Here is a 25,347-nt window from a genome sequence, read left to right on the forward strand (position 1 = left end):
CCTTATTCGCAAAGACCGCTTGCGGTTGCGGGTGAGCGGATTAAGCTGAACGTGTAAGCGCTCTTGGAATGGTGAAATCACACTGAGATTAGTAAAATGATTTTCACCTGTAAACTGATTTCTACTCAGAGTTACCTCTAGATGAAGATTCCACTTTCGGACGAAATTGCTGCTAGGGTAGAGGCGAGGCTGGCCAAGTTTTCACTCAGCTGGACAAAGCTCGATCTCGATCCCTTGCGGCGGGCGACATCCTTCAAGGTCGTGGTCCTCTGCGAAATGCTGGGCGGCAGGACCAAGGCTGCGGACGCGGTCGAGTTGACCGACAACACGCTCGACAATTACCGCCACGGCAAGCAGGATCCGACCTTTGCCACGCTCGAAATGCTGGCCGAAAAGGTCGGCATTGCCGGCCGCTATCTCGGCGGCGAATGGTCCTTCGAAAAGGGCAGCATCCGCATTGACCTCTCCGGTGATGGGGCTGCGGGCACGACGGCAACGAGTATGAGGCCGCCGGGCCTGATGGACAATCCGCCCGCGCCCTATCTGCATGGCTATGACGAGATCGGACCGTCCGCGGCCCTGATCGAGCACTATTGGAGAAGGCTCGGGCTGGATCCGGCATCGATGTCGGCGGTCCTTGCGGAAGGCGACAGCATGATGCCGACGATTGCCGACCAGTCGCCGGTCTTTGTCGATACTGCCGACCGCAATCTCGCCGACGGGGGGATTTATGCCTTGAGGGCGGAGGGCCGCCTCATCATCAGGCGGGTGCAGCGCCTGATCGGCGGCGGCGTGCAATTGCTGGCCGACAATGCCGCAGCCTATCCGCCGCAGGAAATCGGCGAAGCCACGCTCGCCGATCTGGAAATTCTGGGTCGCGTGCGAAGCGCTGCCGTCGCCTGCTGACAGCGGCAGCGCATGCGGCTGGCGATCAGATCGAAACGCCGTGGGCGATGAGATCCTGACGCAGCGTATCGGCATCCTTGAAATGCACCGCCTGCCAGCCTGCGGCCCGCGCGCCTTCCACATTCACCAGCGTATCGTCGATGAAGATCGACCGTTCCGGCGCAAGGCCGAAATCCTTGGCATGCCGTTCGTAGATCGCCACATCCGGCTTGATCAGCCCGATCTCGCCCGAAACGGTCACGCCGCGCGTCGCATTGAGGAACGGATAGATCTTGCGCGCCTCGACGAATGTGTCAGCGGCAAAGTTCGTCAGCATCGTCACGTCATGGCCCTTGTCGATCAGTTCGAGCATCAGGGCGACCGAGCCGTCATAGGCATGCGGCACCATCTCGTGCCAATGCTTGCGGAAGGCGCGGATATGCTCCTCGCGATCGGGATGCTCGGCAATCAGCAGCGCCTCGGCATCCTCCCATTTGCGGCCGCGATCCTGTTCCAGGTTCCAGTCATGGGTGCAGACATTCTGGAAGAACCATTTTCGCTCCTCCGCATCGGGAATGATGCGGCTGAAGGGCAGGTTCGGATCGTAATGGATGAGAACCTTGCCGATGTCGAAGACGATGTGGTCGATCTGGCCTGCCATGATGATTCCTGGTTCAGTGTTTTGCGAAGGCGGTGGGAATAGCCTGACTGATTACCTTTTTCATGACAGTCGGCAAGGCTTCTTCCGAAAGCCTCTCGACCGGCACCCACCAGCCGGCCGGTTCGCTGCCCGTCGCGACCCGCGCGCGATAGACCGAAAGCCGCAGTTCGAAATGGGTGAAGACATGCACGATCGCGCCGCATGCCTCCCAGTCTGCATCGAATGGCGCATGCTCGACGCCCGTACCGCCATCGATCCGCGCCGTCCAGTCGGTGGTCGGCACCTCTGTCATGCCGCCGAGCAGTCCTGTCTCGGCGCGGCGGCGCAAAAACACCGTGCCGCCGTCGGTGACGGCAACATAGGCCGCACCGACCCGCACCGGCTTGTCCTTCTTCGCTGCCTTGACCGGAAAACGCTCCGGATCATGTTCGGCCAGCGCCAGACAGTCGTCGCGGAACGGACAGAGCGCGCAGGCAGGGCGCTTCGGCGTGCAGATCGTCGCACCGAGATCCATCATCGCCTGGGCAAAATCTCCCGGCCGGTCGGCGGGCGTGAGTTCGCGCACTTTGGCCTTCATCACCGGCTTGGAGCCGGGCAGGGGAGCATCAATCGCAAAGAGCCGCGAGATCACCCGCTCGACATTGCCGTCCATGACGGCCGAAGGCCGGTTGAAGGCGATCGCCGCCACCGCCGCCGACGTATAGTCGCCGATGCCGGGCAGTGCCCGAAGCCCATCCTCGGTATCGGGAAAGACGCCGGCATGGTCGTTTGCCACTGCCTCGGCGCATTTCTTCAGGTTTCGCGCGCGCGCGTAGTAGCCAAGCCCGGCCCAGGCGGCCATCACATCCTCGGATGGAGCGGACGCCAGATCCGTCACCTTCGGCCAGCGTTCGAGAAACTTGGCGAAATAGGGTTTGACCGCCTGCACGGTCGTCTGCTGCAGCATCACTTCCGACAACCAGACACGATAGGGATCGGCTCTCTTTCCGGCCTTCGCAGCCGAGGGGCTGACGCGCCACGGCAGTTCCCGGTGGTGCCGGTCGTACCAGGAAAGCAGGCGCTCGGCATGGGATGGTGGCGCGACGCGGTTTTGAACGGGAGAGATACTCATCGGGGTCAAGATAGTGAGTGTGCGCCTGCCGGCCAATTGTTGTAAGCTGCAAAAGCTGGGGATTTTTCGCTTGCTTCGATATTGCCGGAGGTCCTGATGATAAACGTTCTTGATGCTCTTGTACGATTGTCCGACATCGCACGCTCGATGGCGCCGCCCGTGCCTTTGCTGGCCTTGAGTGCGGTTGTTCTCGCGGTGATTCTTGTGAACATGTCACTCGGTGAAATGTTGAAATCCAGGATACTGGCCTACAGAGACGCCGAGGACTATCACCATGTCATTCTGAGGCTGTACCAGCTTTTTGACTGGCCGGCTTTCTCGCTGTTCCAGCCGAGGCGGAGAGACCGGTCATCTGCGGTCGATGCGATTGGGCTGTTTGCAGGGGCAGTTCTCGGCCTTTTCCTCTTCGTTTTCGTTACCATCGCGCTCGTTATGTCGGGGGACGGTATTTCGAGGCCTCTCGGCCAAAGTGCCATCGCAATCGTCTATCTTGTGGCGACCGTCGCTTTCGCACGGGCTTCCATGATAGGTGCCGTTAAGCAGTGGTACGGAATTCGCTGATCACTTCCTGTCAGATCTGTTGTATGGAAATGGCCCATGAACAGTCAAAAAACCGCCAAACCCTTCATCCGCAAGGGCGCAAGCCAGATCGCCGAGATCGCCAATGGCATCATCGATCCGGTGCTGGCCAAGCGTGCCGGCATATCGACGGCACTGCTCGGCTCTTGGGACGAGATCGCCGGCGAGGAATTCGCCGATTGCACGCGGCCTGAAAAGATCACCTGGGCGCGCAATGACGGCTATCGTCAGGATGGCTATACGCCGGGCGTACTGACGATCGCCTGCGAGGGCGCGCGCGCACTTTTCCTCACCCATGCACAGGGCGAGTTGATCGGCCGCATCAACGCGTTTTTCGGCTTCCCGGCAGTGCGCCAGATCCGCATCGTCCAGAAGCCCGTTTCACCGCAGGTCAAGCATGCGCGCACGCCGAAACCCCTGAAGGGTGAACCTGCCCGCCGTCTCCATGAGATGATGGAGGGCATCGAGAGCGAAGCGCTGCGCAAGGCGGTCGAAAAGCTCGGCACTGCCGTGCTGCAGCAAAAGCGCGCACGGTAGGATTGAAATCGGCGATTGCTGCTGATTTTCCTGCTTTTGTCACAATTCTTTGAAGTAAGTTACCTATCGGCAACTTGCCGAGGTTGAGACACCGGGCTACGGAAGTTCCAACTGTATAAAAATCTGTCCTTAAACGGGTGTTCCATGCTTCTGAACGACATCACCACGACTCGGCGCGCACTTCTTGGTGGCGCAGCCGTGACCTCTCTGGGCCTCTCCCTGCCGCTCGGTGCCACTGAGGCATTCGCGCAGGAAGAAAAGCCGGAATCACAGGGCGATGTGGATATGGCCGCCGTGCTGAAGCCCGGCACGCTGCCGGAAATGTTCCTCGGCAAGGAAGATGCGCCGATCAAGATCGTCGAGTATTTCTCCCTGACCTGCCCGCACTGCGCCCATTTCCACACGACCAGCTTCGACGGCATCAAGCAGAAATATGTCGATAGCGGCAAGGCACAGTTCATCCTGCGCGAATTCCCCTTCGATCCGGTTGCCACCGCCGCCTTCATGCTGGCGCGTTCCAACCCGCAGAAGCCGGAGGAGCTTGCGACCTCCGAGCAGTATTTCGCCATGGTCGCCATGCTGTTCGAGCAGCAGCGTTCCTGGGCGGCCCCGGCCGACAAGGACGTGCGCAATGCACTGCTTCAGACCGTCAAGATTGCCGGTTACACACAGCAGACTTTCGAAGCCTGCTTGACGAACCAGAAGCTTCTCGATGAAATCAATGCCGTGGTAAAGCGGGCGTCGGACGAGTTCGGCGTCAACGCCACCCCGACCTTCCTGATCAACGGGAAGAAGTATTCTGGAGACATGTCGGTTGAATCCATGTCGTCGCTTCTCGACAGCATCTGATAACGCGCTTTCCTTCGAGAGTGCGAGAGGCGCGGCATGAAGTTCAACAAGCTGCGCCTCGTCGGGTTCAAGTCCTTCGTCGAGCCGACGGAATTCATCATCGAGCGTGGCCTGACCGGTGTGGTCGGGCCGAACGGCTGCGGCAAGTCCAATCTTGTCGAGGCGCTGCGCTGGGTGATGGGCGAAAACTCCTACAAGAACATGCGCGCGTCCGGCATGGACGACGTCATCTTTTCCGGTTCCGGAAACCGCCCGGCGCGCAACACCGCCGAAGTCGGGCTCTATCTCGATAATTTCGACCGCACCGCACCGGCCGCCTTCAACGATGCCGACGAGATCCAGGTCACCCGGCGCATCGAGCGCGAGAATGGCTCCGTCTATCGCATCAACGGCAAGGAAAGCCGCGCCAAGGATGTGCAGCTTCTCTTCGCCGATGCCTCTACCGGCGCCCGCTCGCCCTCCATGGTCGGCCAGGGCCGTATCGGCGAACTGATCAATGCCAAGCCGCAGGCGCGCCGCCAATTGCTCGAAGAAGCGGCCGGCATTTCCGGCCTGCATTCGCGCCGCCACGAGGCCGAGCTTCGCCTGCGCGCTGCAGAGACCAATCTGGAGCGGCTGGAAGATGTCGTCGTCCAGCTGGAAAGCCAGATCGAGAGCCTGAAGCGCCAGGCCCGCCAGGCAAACCGCTTCAAGGCGCTGTCTGCCGATATCCGCGCCCGCGAGGCCATGCTTCTGCATATCCGCTGGGTCGAGGCCGAGCAGGCGGAGCTGGAAGCCACCACCGCGCTGAACCAGATCACCTCCGTCGTCGCCGAAAAGGCGCAGGCCCAGATGCAGGCTGCGAAAGATCAGGCGGTCGCAAGCCTCAAGCTGCCGGAACTGCGCGAGGAAGAGGCCAAAGCCGGCGCCGCCCTGCAGCGCCTGCAGATCGCCCGCAGCCAGCTGGAAGAGGAAGCCGGGCGCCTGCTGAAGCGCCGCGACGAGCTGACCCGAAGGCTTGCCCAGCTTGCCGAAGACATTCGCCGCGAGGAACAGCTTGCGGCCGACAATACCTCGTTCCTGCAGAAGCTCGACGAGGAAGAGGCCGAGCTCAACGACATGCTGGCCGATAGCGGTGCCGAAAGCGCCGATCTGCGCGAAGCCTTCGAGGCTGCGGGCGCTACACTTGCAGAAAGCGAGCAGTCGCTGGCCGCCCTGACCGGCGAACGCGCCGAGGCTGCTGCCGGCCGCAACCAGCTCGAACGTCTGATCCGCGATCTTGCCGAGCGCCGCCAGCGTCTCGATCGCCAGCGCCAGGATGCGGCGGCAGAACTCGATGCCGTCACCGGTCGTCTGGCCACGCTCGACGATCCGGCGGAAAAGGCAGAACTCGTCGAGGCGGCCGAGATTGCACTGGAAGACGCAACCGCCGCCGCTGAGGAGGCTGACAGCGCTCTCGCCGCCACCCGTGCCGCCGAGCTTGCCGCCCGTCGTCCGCTCGAAGATGCGAGGACGGCGCTGAACGGGCTTGAGACCGAGGCCCGCACGATCAGGAAAATGCTCGCAGCCGGAGCAAGTGCGGGCGATTTTGTACCGGTTGCCGAACTGGTCCATGTCGAGCGCGGCTATGAGGCCGTCCTCGGCGCAGCCCTGGGTGACGATCTGGAAAGCCCGGTCGATGCATCCGCGCCGACCTACTGGTCGCTGAGCGGCGATGCTTCTGCCGATCCGCATCTGCCCGAGGGCGCAGAACCCTTGTCGACCCGCGTCACCGCCCCGCCGGAACTGGCGCGCAGCCTTGCCCAGATCGGCATCGTTTCCGCTGCACAGGCGGCAGCCCTGATGTCGTCCCTGAAGCCCGGCCAGCGGCTGGTGACGAAGGAAGGCGCCGTCTATCGCTGGGATGGTCACGTCACCGGCTCCGAGGCGCCCGGCGCTGCGGCGCTCAGACTGTCCCAGAAGAACCGGCTCTCCGAACTCGAAGCCGAGATCGACGAGGCACGCGACGTGCTGGCTGAATGCGAAAGCCTGCTCGCCGATGCCGTGGCCGAGATCGCCGCGCACGAGCGTGTGCTCTCCGACGCCCGCGACCGCGTGCGGCTCGCCACCCGCAGCGTTGCCGATGCCCGCGAGGCGCTCGCAGCCGCCGAGCGTGCCTCCGGCGACCTGATGCGCCGCCGCGATGTCGTCTCCGAAGCCCTGAACCAGGTCGACGCGCAGATCGAGGATGTCGAGGCGCAGGGCGAGAATGCCCGCATCGAACTCGAAAACGCGCCGGACCTGTCGGATCTCGACAACCGCCTGCGCGACCAGCAGGCCGCCGTTGCCACCCATCGCGGGGTGCTGGCCGAAGCTCGTGCAAGCTATGAGGGCCTGAGCCGCGAGCTTGAGGCGCGCAAGCGCCGTATCGCCGCGATTGCCCAGGAACGCTCGTCGTGGAAGGTGCGTGCCGACAGCGCCGCCCAACATATCGAAAGCCTGCGCGAGCGTGAGGAAGAGGCTCGCGACGAGATCGTCGAGCTGGAGGCTGCTCCCGAAGAGGTCGATGACCGCCGCCGCAACCTGTTGTCCGAGTTGCAGAAGGCGGAAGAGGCCCGCCGTCGGGCCGGCGACCAGCTGGCGATTGCCGAAACTCGCCAGCGCGAGGCCGACCAGAAGGCAGCCATGGCGCTTTCCGAACTGGCTGACATGCGCGAAAAGCGTGGCCGCGCCGAGGAGCGCCTCGTCTCCGCCGCCGAAAAGCGCCACGAGAGCGAGCAGCGCATCCGCGAGGCGCTGAATGTCGCGCCGCAGGAAGTGCTGCGCCTGACCGGCCTTCAACCCGGCCAGCCGGTGCCGGATATCCGCGCCATCGAGCGCGAGGTCGATCGGCTGAAGATGGAGCGCGAACGCCTCGGTGCCGTCAACCTGCGCGCCGATGAGGAGCAGAAGGAGCTTTCCGACAAGCTCAATGCCCTGATCCGCGAGCGCGATGACGTGGTCGATGCGATCCGCAAGCTGCGCGGTGCGATCCAGAGCCTCAATCGCGAAGGCCGCGAGCGGCTGATTGCCGCTTTCGATGTGGTCAACACCCAGTTCCAGCGGCTCTTCACCCACCTCTTCGGTGGCGGCACCGCCGAACTGCAGCTGATCGAATCGGAAGATCCGCTTGAGGCCGGTCTCGAAATCCTTGCCCGCCCGCCGGGCAAGAAGCCGCAGACCATGACGCTGCTTTCCGGCGGCGAGCAGGCATTGACGGCCATGGCGCTGATCTTTGCCGTCTTCCTCACCAATCCCGCGCCGATCTGTGTGCTGGACGAGGTGGATGCGCCGCTCGACGACCACAATGTCGAGCGTTACTGCAACCTGATGGACGAGATGGCCGCCTCGACAGAGACGCGCTTCGTCATCATCACCCACAACCCGATCACCATGGCGCGGATGAACCGCCTGTTCGGTGTCACCATGGCCGAGCAGGGCGTTTCCCAGCTCGTATCGGTCGATCTGCAGACCGCCGAGCTGATTCGCGAAGCGAGCTGATTCGCCTCGTCTCTTTTCAGCGACCGGCATCCATGCGCTTAACCACGTATCTGGTGATCTGTAGAGGTGGTCCGCTGCCCGTCATGCCGCGCCACAGGCCGAAATCTTTTCGCAACGGGATTGATCGGCGTCATATCTGCGTTGTTTCACCCATATAGGGGATGTACCCGATGTGGTATACGGCTACATGAAATGTTGAATTCGCTGGGGGCTGGGGGGCGCCTTTCGGACGCAAAAGCTGTCCTGGCGAATACTTACCCCCCGCACAGGTTTCCTGTCCTGTGCGGAAGGCTTTGCGGGGCCGTGTGATCCGGCCCCGCAAAGTCTTTAACTGCAACGCCTCCAAATTCATCCTTCCCTTGCGCCAAATTGCCGGTTGCGGATTGTTGCGCCGCACCATATTGCTGCCGTGTTGATTTCCCAACCTATTGCAAAACCTCTGGATTCAGAGAAGATTGGCCGGGGAGGAAGGCATGGTCAAACGGGTATACTGGTTCGGGGGCGGAAAGGCAGAGGGTGGCGCTGCCGATGTTGCGCTGCTTGGCGGCAAGGGGGCTCATCTTGCGGAGATGGCAAGCCTCGGCCTGCCGGTGCCTCCCGGCCTCACCATTACCTGCGACTGTTGCCACGAATTCTTCCGCAACGATGGCAAGCTCACCGACGATCTGATGGCCGATGTTCTGGCCGGCCTGACGTCGGTCGAGCAGGAGACCGGGCGCATCTTCGGCGGTAGCGAAAAGCCGCTGCTGCTCTCGGTCCGCTCCGGTTCGCGCGCCTCCATGCCCGGCATGCTCGATACGGTCCTCAATCTCGGCCTCAACGACGAGACGGTGCAGGCGCTCGGCCATGATGCCGGCGACGCCCGCTTTGCCTGGGACAGCTATCGCCGCTTCATCCAGATGTATGCCGATGTCGTCATGGGCCTCGACAACGAGATCTTCGAGGAAGTGCTGGAAGACGAAAAGGGCAGGCTCGGTCGCCAGCAGGATACCGATCTTTCCGCTGTCGAATGGCAGCATGTCGTCACCCTCTACAAGAACCTGATTGAGGATGAACTCGGCGAAAGCTTCCCGCAGGATCCGCATGTGCAATTGTGGAAGGCGATCGCCGCCGTCTTTTCCAGCTGGCACAATACCCGCGCCGTCACCTATCGCAGCCTTCACCGTATCCCTGATACATGGGGAACGGCGGTCAATGTTCAGGCCATGGTGTTCGGCAATCTCGGCTCCACTTCGGCAACCGGCGTAGCCTTCACCCGCAATCCCTCGACCGGCGAGAAGGCGCTTTATGGCGAATTCCTCGCCAATGCCCAGGGCGAGGATGTCGTCGCCGGCATCCGCACACCGCAATCGATCACCGAGGAAGGCAGGCTCGCATCCGGCTCCGACAAGCCGTCGATGGAAAAGCTGATGCCCGAGACCTTCGCCGAGTTTCGCCAGATCTGCGAACGGCTCGAGCGGCACTATCAGGATCTGCAGGATGTCGAGTTCACCGTCGAACGCGGCAAGCTGTGGATGCTGCAGACCCGCACCGGCAAGCGCACCACGCGTGCGGCCATGCGGGTGGCGGTCGAAATGGTCGACGAGGGGCTGATCTCGGAAGAACAGGCCGTCTGTCGCATCGATCCGCCATCGCTCGACCAGTTGCTGCACCCGACCATCGATCCGCGGGTCGAGCGCCACGTCATCGGCTCCGGCCTGCCGGCCTCTCCCGGCGCCGCGACCGGCGAGATCGTCTTCACCGCCGAACAGGCGGTCGAGGTCGAGGCGGAAGGCCGTCGCGCGGTTCTGGTCCGCATCGAGACCAGCCCGGAAGACATTCACGGCATGCATGCGGCGGAAGCGATCCTGACGACGCGCGGCGGCATGACCAGCCACGCGGCGGTCGTTGCCCGCGGCATGGGCATCCCCTGCGTCGTCGGCGCCGGATCGATGCGCGTCGACCTGCGCAACGAACTCCTGATCGGCATCGGCGGCATCACGCTCAGAAAGGGCGATACCGTCACCATAGACGGGTCTTCCGGTCAGGTGCTGAAGGGCAGCGTCGCCATGCTTCAGCCGGAACTCTCCGGCGATTTCGGCCGCCTGATGCAATGGGCCGACAACGCGCGCCGCATGCAGGTGCGCACCAATGCCGATACCCCGCAGGATGCCCGCTCCGCCCGCTCCTTCGGTGCCGAGGGCATCGGCCTCTGCCGCACCGAGCACATGTTCTTCGAGGATGACCGCATCCATGCGATGCGCGAAATGATCCTCGCCGAGGACGAGGCCGCGCGCCGCACGGCGCTCGCCAAGCTCCTGCCGCTGCAGCGGTCCGATTTCACCGAGCTTTTCACCATCATGCACGGCCTGCCGGTGACCATCCGCCTGCTTGACCCGCCGCTGCATGAATTCCTGCCCAAGACCGAGGCCGAGATCGACGACGTGGCGCGCGCCATGGGCATGCCGGCCGCCTTTCTGGCCCGCCGCATCGATGCGATCCATGAGTTCAACCCGATGCTCGGTCATCGCGGCTGTCGGCTGGCGATCTCCTATCCGGAAATTGCCGAGATGCAGGCCCGCGCCATCTTCGAGGCCGCGACTGCTGCCGCCACCGAAACCGGCGAACCGGTGGAGCTGGAGATCCTCGTGCCGCTCGTCGGCCTGCGCGCCGAACTCGACTATGTGAAAGGCGTCATCGATGCCGTAGCGCGCGAGGTCTGGACGGAGACCGGCATGCAGATCGGCTATCTTGCCGGCACCATGATCGAATTGCCGCGCGCGGCGATCCGCGCCCACGTGATTGCCGAAACTGCCGAATTCTTCTCCTTCGGCACCAACGACCTGACGCAGACGACATTCGGCATTTCGCGCGACGATGCCGCCACCTTCATCCCGACCTACCAGCGGAAGGGCATTATCGAGCATGATCCGTTCATCTCGCTCGATTTCGATGGCGTCGGCGAACTGATCCAGATCGCCGCCGAGCGCGGGCGCCGCACCAAGCCCGATCTCAAGATGGGCATCTGCGGCGAGCATGGCGGCGATCCGGCATCGATCCATTTCTGCGAGAATGCCGATCTGGATTACGTTTCCTGTTCGCCCTTCCGCGTGCCGGTGGCACGGCTGGCCGCGGCACAGGCAGCGATCGAGAAACGCAAAGGCTGAGGGCGTATCCTTTAGCGCGATGTGGCCGTCGGCCCGGCGGATATGCTAGCTTGACAACCTGGTGGAAAACCTTGGGAGGGGGCATGCCACGTCTGGACCATGTGAACATCGAAGCCCGTGACGCAGCGCCAATGGTCTGCTTCCTCAAGGCCGTGCTCGGCGCGGAGGAGGGGCCTCGCCCGCCATTTCCCTTTCCCGGCCACTGGCTCTATCTCGACGGCCACCCGGCCATCCATATCAATACCGTCGAGCGAGACGAGGATTTCCCCGCTGGCCTGTTCAACCACGTCGCCTTCGGCCCCTACGACCGCGACGAAGCCCTCGAGAGAGTGAAATCCACCGGCTTCCGCTTCAGGCAGGGCCAGATCCCCGGCACCACGATAGGCCAGATCTTCGTCCACGGCCCCGAGGGCATCCTGATCGAACTGCAATACCGGTTGTGAAGGCATCAATGCCGATGCACATAGACCGGGCGGGCGACGATCATCGGCGGACCCCAGAACATGTAATCGTTGCCATACATCATCGCGCGGCTCTGGGCGCTGCGGTCGAGGTCCAGGTCGAGCAGGCAGCGGGCCATCGCATCGGTCTTCGGCTTGAACCCGTAAGACGAGCAGGTGTGTTCGTCGGCCGCTCGCCGCTCTTCCGGTGTCATCGTCTGGCATGATGCCAAAAGTGCGAGAAGGGCGGAAGACAGCAGAAGACGATGAAGACGCATGGTCATGCTCCAGAAGAATCGGCGCAACGAAGCCGCTTGAAATCATCTAGGGCATCTTTCACCAAAATGCGCGGACATCACGAAAAAATGCATCGGAAAATGGAAAGCTCATCGACGATCGGCTCATGCGGCTGCACCGCAGCCTGACCGCTGGTTCTTGCCGCGCCCTCGTGACAGCCTTCCTGCCGCAGCTTTAAGATTCCATTTTTGCGCGCGCTGGCTTACACAGGTCATGACCGCCATCGCCCGGAGCTTGCTCAGCCTTCATGACCGTCCGTTTCGTCCGGCCCGTGTCCCATTCCGCCTATTTCGGACGACGCCTCGCCCTGTCCGCCTTCTTCCTGTTTGCCATCGTCACGCTGGCGCATCGCTTCGGCCCGCTTCCGGAGCCGACCTTTCTGGCGCTTCTCCTGCTGGCCGCGGCGATTGCCGCAGCATCGCTGCCCTTCCTCATCTTCGGCCTTGCACGGCTGTGGCAGGTCGGTGCCGCGGGCGGTATCGCTGCCGCCAAGGGCCTGATCTATGCGGCCTTGCCGCTCGGCGTCGTCGCCTATGGCGCGGTCCAGTATTACACGCTCCCGGGGATCTACGATGTGTCCACCGATATTGCCGACCCGCCGGCCTTCATCGCCGAGCCGCATGCCGATCAGCAATGGCTGCCGCGCCCGGCGCTGCCTGCATCCGGCGAGCGGCGGATCCAGCTTGCCGCCTATCCGGCTCTCGTCGGGCGGCGTTACGAGGGCGCGCTCGACCGCGTCTATGATGGCGTGCGCAAGGCGACGCTCTCGGCCCGCATCACCATCGGCAAGACCCAGGGCCTGTCTCTCGTCGAGCCCGACCTGACCGAACGCAGTGCGCCGAAGGACGATCAGGCGGCGGTGCCCGATGTCGCCCCGATCCCGATGGCGCGGCCGGAGCCGACGCTCGATACCGCTCTCGGCAATACCGGAGACGTGCTGCTTCAGGGCCAGACCCGTACGCTGATTGCCGGCCTTCGTTTCGATCTGGTGATCCGCCTGCGCGAGGAGGCCGAGACGACCTCGGTCGATATCCGCGTCGTCTCCCGCTATGGCCCGCATGATCTCGGTTTCGGCGCGGCGATCGCCGAGGATTTTCTCGATCGCCTCGATCAGGAACTGCTGGGGCTGGCCGGCGGCTGACGTCGACTGGTTGCCCGTCAGAACACCGGCCGGTAGATGCCGGCAAGCGAAGGCGGGCCGTCGGTCTCCACCCGGCCTTTCTCGATCAGGTCCTCGATATGGGCAAGCACCGAAAGCGCTGCCGCGCCATGCAGCCGCGGATCGGTCTTGGCATAGATGGTCTTCACCATCTCGGGGATCAGCCGGTCGCCGGCACGAATGCGCTCCATCACCGCCCGTTCGCGCATCCGACGGTGGGTTCGAAGCCCCCTCAGGAACGAGGCCGGCTCGCGCACCGGGCCACCATGGCCGGGAAAATAGATGCGGTCCTCGCGTGCCAGCAGCTTCTCGATCGAGGCCATGAAATCGGCCATCGAACCGTCCGGTGGCGCCACGATCGTCGTCGCCCAGGCCATCACGTGATCGGCGGAAAACACGATGCCGGTGCCGTCGAGCGCAAACGCCGAATGATTGGCTGTGTGGCCGGGCGTGTGGATCGCCGAAAGCGACCAGCCGTCGCCTTTGATCGCCTCGCCGTCGGCAATCGCGATATCCGGCCTGAACGCGCTGTCGGCGCTTTCGGCAAACGGGTTGACCTCGCCCTCGTGCAGTGGGCGTGCGGCGCGGTGAGGCCCTTCCGCCACCGTCAGCGCGCCGGTGGCAGCCTTCAGCCGGTCTGCAAGCGGCGAGTGGTCGCGATGCGTATGGCTGACAAGGATATGGCTGACGGTGCGGCCATCGAGCGCCCGCATCAGCGCCTCGAAATGCGCTTGGTCGTCGGGACCCGGATCTATCACCGCGACGGAAGATCCTCCGACGATATAGGTATTCGTGCCATGAAAGGTGAAAGGCGAGGGATTGTTGACTGTGAGCCGTTCGACGCCCTCGGCGATAGCCACCGGCACGCCGTAGGACGGCTGAAACTCGGTGTCGAAATCGATATCCTCTGCCATCCTGACCTTGTGCCTGCGCTCTACCTGCCTTGCCATCTCCATGCCTTAGCATCGCTTGATGCTGGCTGGCGATAGTCGCATGGGCAAAACAAAGCTTCGGGAAAATACCCTAATGAAGAAAGATAGACGTTGAGGGCAGGGGAAAGCTTTGCTAGAGGAGGCCCCTGCTGCCCGGCGCATCGAAGCTGCCGGTCATCTGTTGGGGCGTCGCCAAGCGGTAAGGCACCGGTTTTTGGTACCGGCATTCCCAGGTTCGAATCCTGGCGCCCCAGCCATATTTTATCGTCAAGACCACATTGGCACGATGAGCGGGAACTCGCTGTCGTTGCGTGCCATGGCAGGCCCCGGTGTTGGGCGCCGCTTGCCCTTTGATCCTCTCGCGTCGTGTGTTCGATCTTGTTGCGTACCCGCAAGTATCTTTGGCCGGTTTCTTCGGCCCTTCTGTGCGATGTTCTTGCAAGGCCCGTGGTCCTTGAAAGATCACGGGGATATTTGCTGTGGCGACGCTTGTGGAACAGATATTGATCAATATGATCATTGCCGTCGTGGGTGGTAACGCTGCGGCGAGGCGTTGATATCGAGACGAAAGCGAACGCGATTGCAGGATCGCGTCGGAGACGGCCTTCATAGGCCCGGATCCTCTCGGCGCTCAGTGTCGTCATCAAGAACCGAAGTGCTTAATGAGGAACGAAATGGCTCACAAGTTTGAAATCTACAAGGACAAGGCGGGCGAGTATCGCGTTCGCTTCAAGTACAACAACGAAGTGATGTTTGCGACCGAGGGCTATGCGTCCAAGTCCGGCGCAGAAAACGCCATTGCATCGATCAAGAAGAACGGACCGGACGCTCCGACCGAAGACAATAGCTGATCAGGACGCCCGCCGGGACTGTGACCCCACAATGCCGGCGGGCCTCCCGCACCACCTTGCTTTCCCGATGCGATAAACCTGCCTGCATCTGCGCGTGCATCACGGGTCGGGCCGTCCATCGTGCATGCGATCATTCATTGGTCGGATCTGCGCGCCGTCTCATCCGAATGCGTTATAGGCCGTCGGGTCCATGCGGCGGATCTGCCTCAGCACGCGATAGGGCATGCTGGACTTGGTCACGATATAGCGCGGTGCCGTCTTGCCGCCGAAGCCTGAAAACAGCAGGATCGAACCGGCATTGCTGATGCCGTCGAAATCGAACACATATCCCATCGAGGTCGCCGACTGGATGGCATTCCAGATCAACAGCGGTACCACCCCATTGCCGGCATCCGGTGCGCGCGTCGACATCAGATAGTAATAGGTGTTGGAGTCCCATACGCAGAAGATCGCGGCCTTGATGTCGCCGCTGTTATATTCCCGCGCGACCCAGACATGGCCGCGGCCTCGTTCCATAGCCTTGATCGCAAGGTCCTTGCAGATGTCGAAATCGACATTGGCCTGCATGTTTTTCTTTTGCAGATGCGCGGTGGCAAGATGGAAATAGGCCTCTGGATCAACGCTCTCATGGACCTTGAAGTTTTCGGACGCCCGGCGGATGACATTGCGCGTCTTGTCGCGCATGCCCTTCCAGATCATCAGGTCCGGATAAGGCTGGATCTCGAAGGTGAATTGCACCTCGACATTATAGCCCTGTGCCTGGAACGGCAGGGCGTCGCAGATGCCGCGATGCATCTTCTGGCGAAACGAGGAGAGCGGCGGCAGCTTGCGGATCAGTTCCTGCGTAATCGAATTGCGTTTGACATAGCGGTTGGCCTCGCTGCCCCCACCGTCATTGATGCCCGGCCCAAGGAAATGCGTCAGCGTCGGCATGTTGCTGCTCGACAGCCCGTAACGTGAACTGACCATGTAGGGAAGGCGCCCAACGGTGCGTCCTCCATCCTCGACTTCAACGAAGTCCACCCGGCCGCGTGTCGCGGTATCGAGCCACCAGTCTTCGTGAAATATTGTCGGTCTCAGGCAGTCGAAAGCATTTTCCGCAGCAGCTTTAAGTCGGCTCTGCTGGTCGATACTCGGTGTACGCGTGATCATAGAATCTAGGCCTCAATACTATAGATTCTGACGTTGTGCTGCGATGCAAACCTGTACTGATGCTTATTTACTCTTTGTTTACGATTTAATTTAGATGAAAATTCTGAAATGTGAATAAGCCGAGGAGTTTTTATTGAAGTTTCTGTCTTTGCAGAGATGTTCCTTCGTATAGAGAGGGAAATACATGGGTGTAATTCGGCTATAAAATTCAATGGTTTATAGAATTCTACCGAAAGATGTATTGCGGTCAAATTTTTGTGATGGTGCGTAAAAAATCACCTTGTGGTTGTTATTTCTGCGCAACCAACTGTCGTTTCATCGAGGGAGATACCTTCGGATGCATCCCGCAAAAGGAGATGTCGTGTGGTTTTCCGGTCGTGTGTGACCCTTGATCACCCGAGGGTCGCGAACCGGTTTGGCTGCCGCATATCGCCTCTGATACGTGCGTCAGCCAGTCTGACTTGCCGTCAGCGAGAGTTCCGGCTGTGCCATGGCAGAACGATAGACATTCGATGTCTCGCGCGCCACGCGCTCGATCGTCAGCGTCTCCAGCCGCATCTGGCTGCGCTGCTTCCATGTTTCGAGCGTATCGGGCTCTGCAAGCAGGTCTTCAAGCGTCGCAGCAAGCACGTCCGGTGCGCCTGGCGGCACCAGCAGCCCCGCCTCGCCGAATTCCAGCAGTTGCGGAATGCCGTCGACATGCGTGCCGATAATCGCGCAGCGCGCCTCCCGCGCCTCGGAAATCACCAGCGGTGCAGGATCGGCCAGCGACGGCAGGACGAATATGTCGGCCGCCAGCATGTAGGGGTAGGGGTCGTCGATCGCGCCGACAAAGGTGATCGCCTCACCGCCGCCGCTTTCGGCCGCAAGCGCCCGGTAGTCGTTCTCCATCGGTCCGCCGCCGATCACATAGAGCCGGGCTGCCGGGTGATCCCCATGAATGGTGTTGAAGGCGGCAAGAAGATCCGGCAGGCCCTTGCGTGGATGCAGGCCGCCGACGAAGACGATGCTGGGCTTGGCGAGGTCCGCCGGCATGGTGCTGCGGTTGGCAAACCGTGCGGCGCCGATCGTGCCGTTCAGGACGACACGCAGCTTGTCTGCCGAAACGCCGCGCTTTTGCATCGAGCGGCGGACGGATTCGCTGACCGCGATCACCCGCGTGCCGAGCCCCATCAGGATGGCGCTCTTCTCGAACTCGTTGTGCACGGTGGTGATCAGCGGCAGGCCGGAGAGCTTGCAGATCGGATAGGCCAGCACCGCGCTTGTCATCATATGCGCGTGGATCACGTCGGGCTTCCACTCTTTCACATGGCCTCTGAAGGCTAAGAGCGAGCGCAGGACGGTGAGCGGCTTCCGCTCATGGTCGAGATGCCGGGTCGCCACCTGGTTTGCCGCAAGCAGCCGGTCGAAATCTCCGCCGCCGCTGGCAATGCATACGTCATGCCCCTGCCTCTTCTGCTCGCAGGCCAGGTCGACCGCCGCATGGACATGGCCGTTCAGCCGGTTGGTATGGTTGAGGAGATGCAGGATACGCATGTTTTATTGACCCGCTGACACGATACAACTTTGCCCGAACGTCTTGCTGCAGCGTCACCCTTTTGCCGCCGGCCGTCAGGCGGGCTGCGCGTCGGGATGCCGGTAGTTCAATGCTTCCTCCGCCTCGAGCGTCGAGACCCTTGCCGTCGGCTGATAGTTGAAGGCGCCATGGCGGCCGAAGGATTCTATTCCGAACTGCTTCAATATATCGATCTGCTGCCGCGCATTGGCCGCAGCCCCATGGACATAGATCGGATAGGCATTGTCAAGCACATGGCCGCCTTCCAGCCTCAGGTCGCCGTCGAATATGCCGTTTTTAGCCACGTGCTGGCGAAACTCGGCCTCTGCCAGTTCGATACTGCTGATGATCTCGTTGGCGACCACCTCGACGGCAAAATACTCGCGCCCTTCATTGGAGCCGTAGAAGTCGGAATAGACGGTCAGCCGCTTCCACGCCGCCTCGTAGGAAAAGTTGTAGAGGATCGACTGCGCGAAACCGCGATTGCCGCTGAAGCTGAAATACAGGCTTATCAGGGTGATCGTCTGCAAAGGCTGGTTCTGGGCGAGGCCGCAAAGGCCGGAAATGATGTTGATCGGAATGGTCGAGATCACCCGTGCCGCAGCCATCGTCTTGCCGCAGGACGAGGTGACCACGAACCGTCCTGCCGATTTCTCGAGCTTTGCGATGTCGATACCGAGCCGGAATGCCACGCCGCTCTGGCTGAGCGTGTGCTTGACCGGCTCATAAAGTGCTGAATAGCCGGCCTTTGGCCGCGCCAGCTGCTTGTTGGGCGGCGCGATCTGCGCCGGCGAACGCCTTTTCCACATCTTGCGCAAGAGATTGGTCAGCGACGAATGCTCCTTGATCCAGAGCATGCGCTTCTGCGCCAGTTCGAGGTCGATATGGTCGGGGGCCACGCCATAAAAGCGTGCCATGTAGTTTTCCAGCCCCGAGCGCCTGAGAAGATAGGCGCCGATCCAGTAGGCGGCAAAGTCCTTGGCATTGCGCATCGTTTTGCGCTGGATGCGCGCAGCCAGAACCGACAGCATGATGCGGCAGATGACCAGCGGCCCTGCGGCGATGATGTCGTCCTTAACCGAGATCGGATAGGTCGTGATCTTGCGCTGCGGGTTCAGCCTGCCCCACGAGGGATGGATATGGACATAGTGTTCCAGCAACTCGGGAAAGTGCTTTACCAGCGGGGAATCGTCCTGGAAAATCAGGCTGCCGACATCGAAGGTGAAGCCATTGCGGGACCAGTCGAGGTGATTGCCGCCCACCCGGTCGTAGCTGTCGACGACCATGATCCGGCCACTGCTCTGTTTGACGAGCACGGATGCCGCAACCAGGCCGCTGACGCCGGCGCCTAGTATAATCGCATCGAATGCTTCCGTCTCCGGTGCCCTTTCCTGTTGCAACTCGTAGGAATCATTCATCGATTCTCCTTCACGGGCGCTGAAAGGCTGACAATACTGTATCGGAATATTGCGAGAAGTTAATATTTATAATAATTTTGTTAATAAATGCAATGGAGACGGCAGTATTTCTATAAATTATGCTAATTTATCCTGAAAATGCAACAAAAACATGTATTTAATATGTGAATATATTTTGTATTTACAAGTGATTTGCATGCTCTATGTATTGATGATCAACTCTGTCTTGGAGGGTGGAGAACAGGGGCGCGATTTGACGTCCTGTCTGGTGAATTCGCCTGCGCATGCATTCTGTACTTCGTCGACGCCGGAATTTGTATTTCTGCCGAAGGCGATGGGAGCAATCTATCTGATCGTGATGTGGCATGAGGAGGTCCCTGTCCTCGGCTTTTGTCGATAGGGATATGTCAGCGGTCTCAGTTGTTTGGGGTTTGGCCGTCTATGCTTGCATTAGCTACATTGAAGGGCGCGTCCTGGCTGATCTTTTCCAGGCTCATCGGCCGCTTCATCGACTTCGTGAACCTGCTCATCCTGGCGCGTCTTCTCGTCCCCGCCGATTTCGGCGTGACGGCACTCGCCATGGCGCTGGTGCTGATCATCGATACGGTGCTGGAAGTGCCTGTCACCCAGGCGCTGGTGCGCCTTTCCGAGATCGACAAGAAGCATCTCGATACCGGCTTTACGCTGGCCATGCTCAGAAGTGTCGCCGTGGCGGTGCTGACGATCGGTTGTGCCTGGCCCTATTCCCTCATCAACGGCGATCCCGCTCTTTTCCCGGTCGTCTGCGTTCTCGCCATCGGCACCTTTCTCAAGGGTTTCTACAGCCCCGCCATGGTCTATTATGCCCGCACGATCGATTTCCGGCCGACCTTCATCGCCGAGACGATCAGCAAGGTCTGCGGCCTGGTTGCCGCCATCCTGGTTGTCTTCACCGAGGGCGGTTACTGGGCGCTGGTGGCCAATTATGTCGTTGCCGCCAGCGTCACCACCATCATGTCGCATGTCTTTGCCCGATACCGGCCGGCCTTCTCCTTTGCGCGCATCAATGATTTTGCCGGTTTCATGGGCTGGTTCACCTCGTCGCAGATCGTCTCGGCGCTGAACTGGCAATATGATAGGCTGATGATCGGCGCATATGTTCCCGACAAGGCGCTGCTCGGACGTTATACCGTGGCGAGCGACGTCGCCAACCTGCCGACGCAGAGCCTCATCGGGCCGGCCCTGCAGCCGCTGATGGCGGCCTTCTCGCGAATGAACGGCGATCGCCATCGTATCGGCCATGCCTTCCTCAAGGCGATCCGGATCGCCATGCTGATCTGCGTCCCGGCCTGCCTTGGCATCGCGCTGACGGCGGATCTGGTGACCGATCTGCTGCTCGGGCCGAAATGGGCCGAAGCCGCCCCCTATCTGGCCTTGCTGTCGGTCTCCATGCTGCCCGTGCCCTATTACCAGACGCTGAATTCTCTCAGCCTCGCTTTGGACAGGCCCGACGTCCTGTTTCGCATAAACCTCATCGATTTCGTCATTCGTACGGTCGCCATCAGCATCGGCTTCTATTTCTTTTCGATCGAGGGTGTCGTCTATGCGCGCTTGGCCATGTCGGTCGTGATGGGCGGTGTTTACGCCATCGTGGTCCGGCGCCTGCTGGGGCTTGGTCTTCGCCGCCAGGTGGTCAATCTTTGGAAGGTCGCCGTGGCCGGCACCGTGATGGTGGTCGCGGTCTACTGGCTGCGCATGCAGATCTCGCACGTCACCCTGCCTGTCCTTGCCCAGATGGTGCTCGTGGCAAGCTTTGGTGCGGCGAGCTATGGCGCAACCCTGTTGGCGCTCGGCCTGAGATTCAGGCTCGGCGGCGGACGTTTCGAATTGTTCGACGCCCGCTGAGCCGCCACGCCTTCCTTCCTGTGTGTCCTCCATCAGGTCCTGCCCAGGCTCTAGCTCGGCCATGACGGTGTTCCCTGCCTCCGGTCAGCTGCAGGGCGGCAGCTTCATGTGATTGATTGTTCGAGAATCTTGCAGGCGTTCTGTGCTTAATTCTGCATCATCTGATTTTATTCTTTGCGGGTGTATTCGTAAATCTTAACAAGTAATAAAAAACCCTTGCCCATCCCCATGAATTATGTTTGTCTTCTTGTATCACGTGAAATTGCCGGCATTCGAGTAGGGTTTGTATTTCAATGCGGCATCCATCTTGATGGATCTCGCAGAGCGGGTGGCGTGTTTTACTATGAAGGCAGTTATTTTGGCTGGCGGTCTTGGAACAAGACTGTCTGAAGAAACGTCGACTGTTCCCAAGCCGCTGGTTGAAATTGGCGGCCAGCCGATCCTCTGGCACATCATGAAGATTTACGCCGCCCATGGCGTGAAGGACTTCATCATATGCTGCGGATACAAGGGGCATCTGATCAAGAAATTCTTCGAGGATTTCCGCATGCGCGGATCGAGCGTGACCTTCGATCTGTCGACTTCGGACGTCACCTATCTCGACCCGCCCTGCGAGGACTGGCGCGTGACGCTGGCGGATACGGGTGCGGAAACCATGACCGGCGGCAGGCTTGCCCGCATCCGGCACCTGCTCGGCAACGAGCCGTTCTTCATGACCTATGGTGATGGTGTCGGCGATATCGACCTGACGGAACTCCTGAAGTTCCACAGGGACCATGGCAGGAGTGCAACCGTCACAGCCGTGCAGCCGGTCGGCCGTTTCGGTGCCATGTATCTCGAAGACCAGGACCCGCGCGTCCATGCCTTCAACGAGAAGCCCGAAAACGGCGGAACCTGGATCAGCGGCGGCTTCTTCGTCCTCGATCCCTCGGTTCTCGGCCTGATCGAGGGCGACGAGGTGATGTGGGAGCGCGGGCCGATGGACGAGCTCGCCAAGCAGGGCGAGCTGATGGCCTATCGCCACCACGGTTTCTGGCATCCGATGGATACGCTGCGCGACAAGACCGTGCTGAACGAGATGTGGGCATCCCGCTCGGCACAGTGGAAAGTCTGGTAGTCTTCTGGGGGAGGCGACATGAACTTCACCTCTCTCGGCGGCTCGGATGCGAAGGTCATCAACCTCAAGGTCCATGGTGACAATCGCGGCAGTTTTGCCCGTGTCTGGTGCACGCAATTGTTTAAAGAGGCCGGCATCGAGTTTTCGCCGGTCCAGGGAAATACCTCGTTGACCAAGACCCGTGGTGCCGTCCGCGGCATGCATTTCCAGCGGGCGCCATATGCGGATGCCAAGGTGGTGCGTTGCAGCCACGGGCGCATCCATGACGTGATCGTCGATCTGCGCGAGGGATCGGCAACACTCGGAGAGAGCTTTCATATCGAGCTCGGCGCCGAGGATGGCAGGATGCTTTATATCCCCGCCGGCTTTGCCCACGGCTTCCAGGCGGTGAGCGAGGATGCGGTGGTCGAATATCTGATGGGCGTCGCCTATCACCCGGAATTTTACGACGGGGCGCGCTACGACGATCCGTTGATCTCGATAAAATGGCCGGAGCCCGTGACGGAAATTTCGGAGAAGGATCTGGCCTGGCCGGATCTTGCGGGCAGGATGCCCTTTCTCCGGCGGAGTGCTGCATGATGCTGGATGGCGTGTTCAAGATGGCCGACAATGACCATGGAGCTGACAATGGGGCTGACAGGGGAGGCGCAGCGCCGTCGCTCGACATGATGGCGCTGCTGCGGAACCTGTTTCCGCTGCCGCGCAGTCTGACGGGTGACGGCGTGCGTGCCACGCTCACGGCGCTCAAGGCCGATCTGCCGTCGCTGGAAATCCGCGAAGTATCGACCGGCACCAGGGTTTTTGATTGGGAAGTGCCGCGCGAATGGAACATCCGCGCCGCGACCATCAAGACGCTCGACGGTCGCGTTCTGGTCGATTTCGCCGATAACAACCTGCATGTCGTCGGCTACAGCATTCCCGTCTCCGGCACGTTTTCCCGCGAGGAACTGGCACGTCACATCCACACGCTGCCCGACCAGCCGGACGCCATTCCCTACCGTACCTCCTATTACGCCGAAAACTGGGGTTTCTGCCTGCCGCATTCCCTTTGGCAGGAAATGCAGGATGAAAGCTATCTCGTCGAGATCGACAGCACGTTGGCCGATGGCGCTTTGACCTATGGCGAACTGTTTGTGCCCGGCGATAGCAACGAGGAAATCCTGATTTCCGTCCATATCTGCCATCCGAGCCTCGCCAACGACAACCTGTCGGGCATCGTTGTCGCCGCCGCCCTGGCGCAGCATTATCTGTCGCAACCGTCGGGCAGGCTCGGCATCCGTTTTCTCTTCCTGCCGGCAACGATCGGCGCGATCACCTGGCTCGCCGAAAACGAGGACGAGCTGCACCGGGTCGTGCACGGTCTGGTCCTCACCTGCATCGGCGATGAGGGCCCGTTCCACTACAAGAGAACCGTCGAGGGCGCCGTCGTCGATCTTGCCGTCGAGCATGTGCTCGCCCATAGCGGCCACGCTTTCGAAATGATGGAATTCTCGCCATATGGCTATGACGAGCGGCAATATGGCTCGCCGGGCATCGCCCTTGCCGTCGGCTGCCTGATGCGCGCCGTCCATGGCACGTTCCCTGAATACCATACCTCGCTCGACAATTGCGACTTCGTCACCGGCACGGCACTCGCCCAGTCCTTCCGGGTGATCCTGGAGGTGATCGACCTCCTCCGGAACAACGTTACCTATCGGCGTGTCGACGGGCGCGGTGAGCCGCAGCTTGGCCGGCGTGGTCTCTACCGCGCCATCGCCGGGCAGAAGGAAGGCGGCGGCGCCTCACAGATGGACCTGCTCTGGGTGCTGAACCAATGCGACGGGCAGCGCTCGCTTCTCGACATCGCGGAACGCTCCAGAACGCCGTTCTCGCGCATACGTGCCGCAGCAGATTTATGTTTGGACGCTGAATTAATCACGGAGGTTCGGTCATGACCATTGCAAGCATTCAGGTGGAAGCATCGTCGCCGAAGTCCGGCCGCATCACGGCCTGCCGGTCCTGCGGCGGCAGTCACCTCGACACCATTCTCGATCTCGGCAACCAGCCGCTCGCCAACGCGCTTCTGGAGCCCGAACAGCTCGGCCTGCCGGAGCCGCTCTTCCCGCTCGAAGTCATTCTCTGCCAGGATTGCGGCCTGGCGCAGGTGAGTGAGGACGTGCCGCCGGAAATCCTCTTCGGTCAGGATTATCCCTATTTCTCCTCCTTCATCCCGGCTCTGCTCGTCCATAGCCGTGAACATGCGCTCGATCTGATTGCCGAACGCGGCCTCGGGCCGGATAATCTCGTCGTCGAGATCGCCTCCAATGACGGCTATCTGTTGAAGAATTTCGTCGAGAGCGGCATCCCGGTTCTCGGCATCGACCCGGCCTCCGGCCCGGCCAAGGCGGCGATTGCGATCGGTGTGCCGACCGTTATCGATTTCTTCGGCCGCGACGTGGCGACGAAACTGGTGGCGGAGGGCAAGCGCGCCTCCGTCATGCTGGCCAATAACGTGCTCGCCCATGTCAACGACATCAACAATTTCGTCGAGGGCTTCTCGATCCTGCTTGCCGATGACGGCATTGCCGAATTCGAATTCCCCTATGTGAAGGATCTGATCGAGACCTGCGCCTTCGACACGATCTACCACGAGCATTTCTTCTATTATTCGCTGGCCGCGCTCGAACCGCTGATGGGCCGCCACGGCCTCTACCTCAACGACGCCAAGAAGCTCGATATTCATGGCGGTTCGCTGCGCCTGCGGGTGTCGAAGACCGAGGGCAAATCCGAGCGGCTGCAGAAAATGCAGGCGGAAGAGGATGCGATGGGCCTCACCGGCTTCGATTGCTACCGCGATTTCGGCCTGCGCGTCGAAGGCATCCGCACCGATCTCAGGAAGATGCTCGGCGTCTTCCGCGAAGAGGGCAAGACGATTGCCGCCTATGGCGCCGCCGCCAAGGGCGCCACGCTTTTGAACTTTGCCGATCTGCCGGAAGGCACGATCTCCTATGTCGTCGACCGCAATACCCACAAGGTCGGCAAATACATGCCGGGCGTGCGCCTGCCGATCAAGCCGGTCGAGGAATTGCAGTCAGCACCCACCGATTACCTGCTGATTCTGCCCTGGAACTTCGCCGACGAGATCGTCGTGCAGCAGGCGGATTATCAGAAGAAAGGCGGCACCTTCCTCAAGGCGATCCCCTATCCTCAGGAGATCAAGATCGCCTAAGATTTCCGGCTCGCCCGGCCCATGAACCTGAACCTCCGGCTGCCGCCTGCGCGGCAGCCGGAAACCTC

21 protein-coding genes and 1 tRNA gene are annotated in these 25,347 nt (G+C 61.1%); 15 read left to right on the forward strand and 7 right to left on the reverse strand.

All coding sequences use genetic code 11. From position 1 onward, the window contains the following. Window positions 1–141 precede the first annotated feature (141 nt). Window positions 142–906 (forward strand): S24 family peptidase, encoded by a 765-nt coding sequence (locus NCHU2750_RS02765; protein ID WP_119939060.1) that lies wholly within the window; start codon window positions 142–144, stop codon window positions 904–906. 25 nt (window positions 907–931) lie between these two features. Here the strand turns inward: NCHU2750_RS02765 and NCHU2750_RS02770 are convergent, their stop codons facing one another. Together NCHU2750_RS02770 and mutY are read right to left on the reverse strand one after the other, a co-directional pair. Then, entirely contained in the window at window positions 932–1,546 is a 615-nt protein-coding gene (locus tag NCHU2750_RS02770) for an HAD family hydrolase (protein ID WP_119939061.1), read from the reverse strand. Window positions 1,547–1,559: 13 nt separating this feature from the next. After that, a complete protein-coding gene (gene mutY / locus NCHU2750_RS02775) occupies window positions 1,560–2,657 on the reverse strand; it encodes an A/G-specific adenine glycosylase (RefSeq protein WP_119939062.1) in 1,098 nt (365 codons plus the stop codon). A gap of 96 nt (window positions 2,658–2,753) precedes the next feature. Here mutY and NCHU2750_RS02780 point away from each other — a divergent pair, with 96 nt between their 5' ends. From NCHU2750_RS02780 to NCHU2750_RS02805, 6 genes are all read left to right on the forward strand, one after another. Then, complete coding sequence (locus NCHU2750_RS02780; protein WP_119939063.1) at window positions 2,754–3,218, forward strand: hypothetical protein; 465 nt, start codon at window positions 2,754–2,756, stop codon at window positions 3,216–3,218. Between the two features lie 36 nt (window positions 3,219–3,254). After that, window positions 3,255–3,773 carry a DUF721 domain-containing protein gene (locus NCHU2750_RS02785; protein ID WP_119939064.1) on the forward strand — a complete coding sequence of 173 codons (519 nt, stop codon included), beginning with the start codon at window positions 3,255–3,257 and terminating at the stop codon, window positions 3,771–3,773. Window positions 3,774–3,917: 144 nt separating this feature from the next. After that, the gene (locus NCHU2750_RS02790; protein ID WP_119939065.1) at window positions 3,918–4,622 is read left to right on the forward strand and encodes a DsbA family protein; all 705 of its coding nucleotides are present in this window, start codon (window positions 3,918–3,920) and stop codon (window positions 4,620–4,622) included. 36 nt (window positions 4,623–4,658) lie between these two features. Continuing rightward, window positions 4,659–8,120: a chromosome segregation protein SMC gene (smc, locus tag NCHU2750_RS02795; protein WP_119939066.1), complete on the forward strand. Its 3,462-nt coding sequence runs from the start codon at window positions 4,659–4,661 to the stop codon at window positions 8,118–8,120. A 473-nt stretch (window positions 8,121–8,593) separates the two neighbouring features. Further along, on the forward strand, window positions 8,594–11,266 hold the full coding sequence (ppdK, locus tag NCHU2750_RS02800) for a pyruvate, phosphate dikinase (protein WP_119939067.1): 2,673 nt from the start codon (window positions 8,594–8,596) through the stop codon (window positions 11,264–11,266). 83 nt (window positions 11,267–11,349) lie between these two features. Continuing rightward, on the forward strand, window positions 11,350–11,709 hold the full coding sequence (locus tag NCHU2750_RS02805) for a VOC family protein (RefSeq protein ID WP_119939068.1): 360 nt from the start codon (window positions 11,350–11,352) through the stop codon (window positions 11,707–11,709). Window positions 11,710–11,714: 5 nt separating this feature from the next. Here the strand turns inward: NCHU2750_RS02805 and NCHU2750_RS02810 are convergent, their stop codons facing one another. Further along, on the reverse strand, window positions 11,715–11,984 hold the full coding sequence (locus tag NCHU2750_RS02810) for a hypothetical protein (RefSeq protein ID WP_119939069.1): 270 nt from the start codon (window positions 11,982–11,984) through the stop codon (window positions 11,715–11,717). A 266-nt stretch (window positions 11,985–12,250) separates the two neighbouring features. Here NCHU2750_RS02810 and NCHU2750_RS02815 point away from each other — a divergent pair, with 266 nt between their 5' ends. Then, window positions 12,251–13,144 carry a DUF1499 domain-containing protein gene (locus NCHU2750_RS02815; protein ID WP_119939070.1) on the forward strand — a complete coding sequence of 298 codons (894 nt, stop codon included), beginning with the start codon at window positions 12,251–12,253 and terminating at the stop codon, window positions 13,142–13,144. Between the two features lie 17 nt (window positions 13,145–13,161). On the opposite strand, the gene NCHU2750_RS02820 is transcribed toward NCHU2750_RS02815, so the two are convergent. Continuing rightward, window positions 13,162–14,076, reverse strand: a complete 915-nt coding sequence (locus NCHU2750_RS02820; RefSeq protein WP_119939071.1) for an MBL fold metallo-hydrolase — start codon at window positions 14,074–14,076, stop codon at window positions 13,162–13,164. Window positions 14,077–14,276: 200 nt separating this feature from the next. Between NCHU2750_RS02820 and NCHU2750_RS02825 the strand changes: the two genes are divergently transcribed. Next, window positions 14,277–14,351, forward strand: a tRNA-Gln gene (locus NCHU2750_RS02825). A gap of 417 nt (window positions 14,352–14,768) precedes the next feature. Continuing rightward, window positions 14,769–14,945, forward strand: a complete 177-nt coding sequence (locus tag NCHU2750_RS02830; RefSeq protein WP_119939072.1) for a YegP family protein — start codon at window positions 14,769–14,771, stop codon at window positions 14,943–14,945. A gap of 159 nt (window positions 14,946–15,104) precedes the next feature. Here NCHU2750_RS02830 and NCHU2750_RS02835 read toward each other — a convergent pair whose 3' ends face one another. From NCHU2750_RS02835 to NCHU2750_RS02845, 3 genes are all read right to left on the reverse strand, one after another. Continuing rightward, complete coding sequence (locus NCHU2750_RS02835) at window positions 15,105–16,097, reverse strand: GNAT family N-acetyltransferase (RefSeq protein WP_119939073.1); 993 nt, start codon at window positions 16,095–16,097, stop codon at window positions 15,105–15,107. A gap of 447 nt (window positions 16,098–16,544) precedes the next feature. Then, the gene (locus NCHU2750_RS02840; RefSeq protein ID WP_119939074.1) at window positions 16,545–17,633 is read right to left on the reverse strand and encodes a glycosyltransferase family 4 protein; all 1,089 of its coding nucleotides are present in this window, start codon (window positions 17,631–17,633) and stop codon (window positions 16,545–16,547) included. A gap of 75 nt (window positions 17,634–17,708) precedes the next feature. Continuing rightward, complete coding sequence (locus NCHU2750_RS02845; protein WP_119939075.1) at window positions 17,709–19,070, reverse strand: FAD-dependent oxidoreductase; 1,362 nt, start codon at window positions 19,068–19,070, stop codon at window positions 17,709–17,711. A gap of 441 nt (window positions 19,071–19,511) precedes the next feature. Here NCHU2750_RS02845 and NCHU2750_RS02855 point away from each other — a divergent pair, with 441 nt between their 5' ends. From NCHU2750_RS02855 to NCHU2750_RS02875, 5 genes are all read left to right on the forward strand, one after another. Further along, entirely contained in the window at window positions 19,512–20,954 is a 1,443-nt protein-coding gene (locus NCHU2750_RS02855) for a lipopolysaccharide biosynthesis protein (protein ID WP_119939077.1), read from the forward strand. 343 nt (window positions 20,955–21,297) lie between these two features. After that, window positions 21,298–22,071 (forward strand): glucose-1-phosphate cytidylyltransferase, encoded by a 774-nt coding sequence (rfbF, locus tag NCHU2750_RS02860; protein WP_119939078.1) that lies wholly within the window; start codon window positions 21,298–21,300, stop codon window positions 22,069–22,071. 18 nt (window positions 22,072–22,089) lie between these two features. Next, window positions 22,090–22,650, forward strand: a complete 561-nt coding sequence (locus tag NCHU2750_RS02865; protein WP_119939079.1) for a dTDP-4-dehydrorhamnose 3,5-epimerase family protein — start codon at window positions 22,090–22,092, stop codon at window positions 22,648–22,650. After that, window positions 22,647–24,005 (forward strand): DUF4910 domain-containing protein, encoded by a 1,359-nt coding sequence (locus tag NCHU2750_RS02870; protein ID WP_245480314.1) that lies wholly within the window; start codon window positions 22,647–22,649, stop codon window positions 24,003–24,005. Before NCHU2750_RS02865 ends, NCHU2750_RS02870 begins: the two co-directional genes overlap by 4 nt. Continuing rightward, on the forward strand, window positions 24,002–25,279 hold the full coding sequence (locus NCHU2750_RS02875) for a class I SAM-dependent methyltransferase (protein ID WP_119939080.1): 1,278 nt from the start codon (window positions 24,002–24,004) through the stop codon (window positions 25,277–25,279). Before NCHU2750_RS02870 ends, NCHU2750_RS02875 begins: the two co-directional genes overlap by 4 nt. Window positions 25,280–25,347: the final 68 nt, after the last annotated feature.

Origin of the sequence: Neorhizobium sp. NCHU2750, assembly GCF_003597675.1 — a bacterium.
Taxonomy (GTDB): domain Bacteria; phylum Pseudomonadota; class Alphaproteobacteria; order Rhizobiales; family Rhizobiaceae; genus Neorhizobium.

Excerpts from the sequence above, each read along its gene's own strand:
- smc (WP_119939066.1), top strand. The coding sequence starts at position 4,659 with ATGAAGTTCAACAAGCTGCGCCTCGTCGGGTTCAAGTCCTTCGTCGAG.
- NCHU2750_RS02835 (WP_119939073.1), bottom strand. The coding sequence starts at position 16,097 with ATGATCACGCGTACACCGAGTATCGACCAGCAGAGCCGACTTAAAGCT.
- NCHU2750_RS02790 (WP_119939065.1), top strand. The coding sequence starts at position 3,918 with ATGCTTCTGAACGACATCACCACGACTCGGCGCGCACTTCTTGGTGGC.
- NCHU2750_RS02820 (WP_119939071.1), bottom strand. The coding sequence starts at position 14,076 with ATGGCAGAGGATATCGATTTCGACACCGAGTTTCAGCCGTCCTACGGC.
- NCHU2750_RS02845 (WP_119939075.1), bottom strand. The coding sequence starts at position 19,070 with ATGAATGATTCCTACGAGTTGCAACAGGAAAGGGCACCGGAGACGGAA.
- NCHU2750_RS02815 (WP_119939070.1), top strand. The coding sequence starts at position 12,251 with ATGACCGTCCGTTTCGTCCGGCCCGTGTCCCATTCCGCCTATTTCGGA.
- NCHU2750_RS02810 (WP_119939069.1), bottom strand. The coding sequence starts at position 11,984 with ATGCGTCTTCATCGTCTTCTGCTGTCTTCCGCCCTTCTCGCACTTTTG.
- rfbF (WP_119939078.1), top strand. The coding sequence starts at position 21,298 with ATGAAGGCAGTTATTTTGGCTGGCGGTCTTGGAACAAGACTGTCTGAA.
- NCHU2750_RS02765 (WP_119939060.1), top strand. The coding sequence starts at position 142 with ATGAAGATTCCACTTTCGGACGAAATTGCTGCTAGGGTAGAGGCGAGG.
- NCHU2750_RS02875 (WP_119939080.1), top strand. The coding sequence starts at position 24,002 with ATGACCATTGCAAGCATTCAGGTGGAAGCATCGTCGCCGAAGTCCGGC.
- NCHU2750_RS02870 (WP_245480314.1), top strand. The coding sequence starts at position 22,647 with ATGATGCTGGATGGCGTGTTCAAGATGGCCGACAATGACCATGGAGCT.
- NCHU2750_RS02865 (WP_119939079.1), top strand. The coding sequence starts at position 22,090 with ATGAACTTCACCTCTCTCGGCGGCTCGGATGCGAAGGTCATCAACCTC.
- NCHU2750_RS02840 (WP_119939074.1), bottom strand. The coding sequence starts at position 17,633 with ATGCGTATCCTGCATCTCCTCAACCATACCAACCGGCTGAACGGCCAT.
- ppdK (WP_119939067.1), top strand. The coding sequence starts at position 8,594 with ATGGTCAAACGGGTATACTGGTTCGGGGGCGGAAAGGCAGAGGGTGGC.
- mutY (WP_119939062.1), bottom strand. The coding sequence starts at position 2,657 with ATGAGTATCTCTCCCGTTCAAAACCGCGTCGCGCCACCATCCCATGCC.
- NCHU2750_RS02770 (WP_119939061.1), bottom strand. The coding sequence starts at position 1,546 with ATGGCAGGCCAGATCGACCACATCGTCTTCGACATCGGCAAGGTTCTC.
- NCHU2750_RS02785 (WP_119939064.1), top strand. The coding sequence starts at position 3,255 with ATGAACAGTCAAAAAACCGCCAAACCCTTCATCCGCAAGGGCGCAAGC.
- NCHU2750_RS02830 (WP_119939072.1), top strand. The coding sequence starts at position 14,769 with ATGGCTCACAAGTTTGAAATCTACAAGGACAAGGCGGGCGAGTATCGC.
- NCHU2750_RS02805 (WP_119939068.1), top strand. The coding sequence starts at position 11,350 with ATGCCACGTCTGGACCATGTGAACATCGAAGCCCGTGACGCAGCGCCA.
- NCHU2750_RS02855 (WP_119939077.1), top strand. The coding sequence starts at position 19,512 with ATGCTTGCATTAGCTACATTGAAGGGCGCGTCCTGGCTGATCTTTTCC.
- NCHU2750_RS02780 (WP_119939063.1), top strand. The coding sequence starts at position 2,754 with ATGATAAACGTTCTTGATGCTCTTGTACGATTGTCCGACATCGCACGC.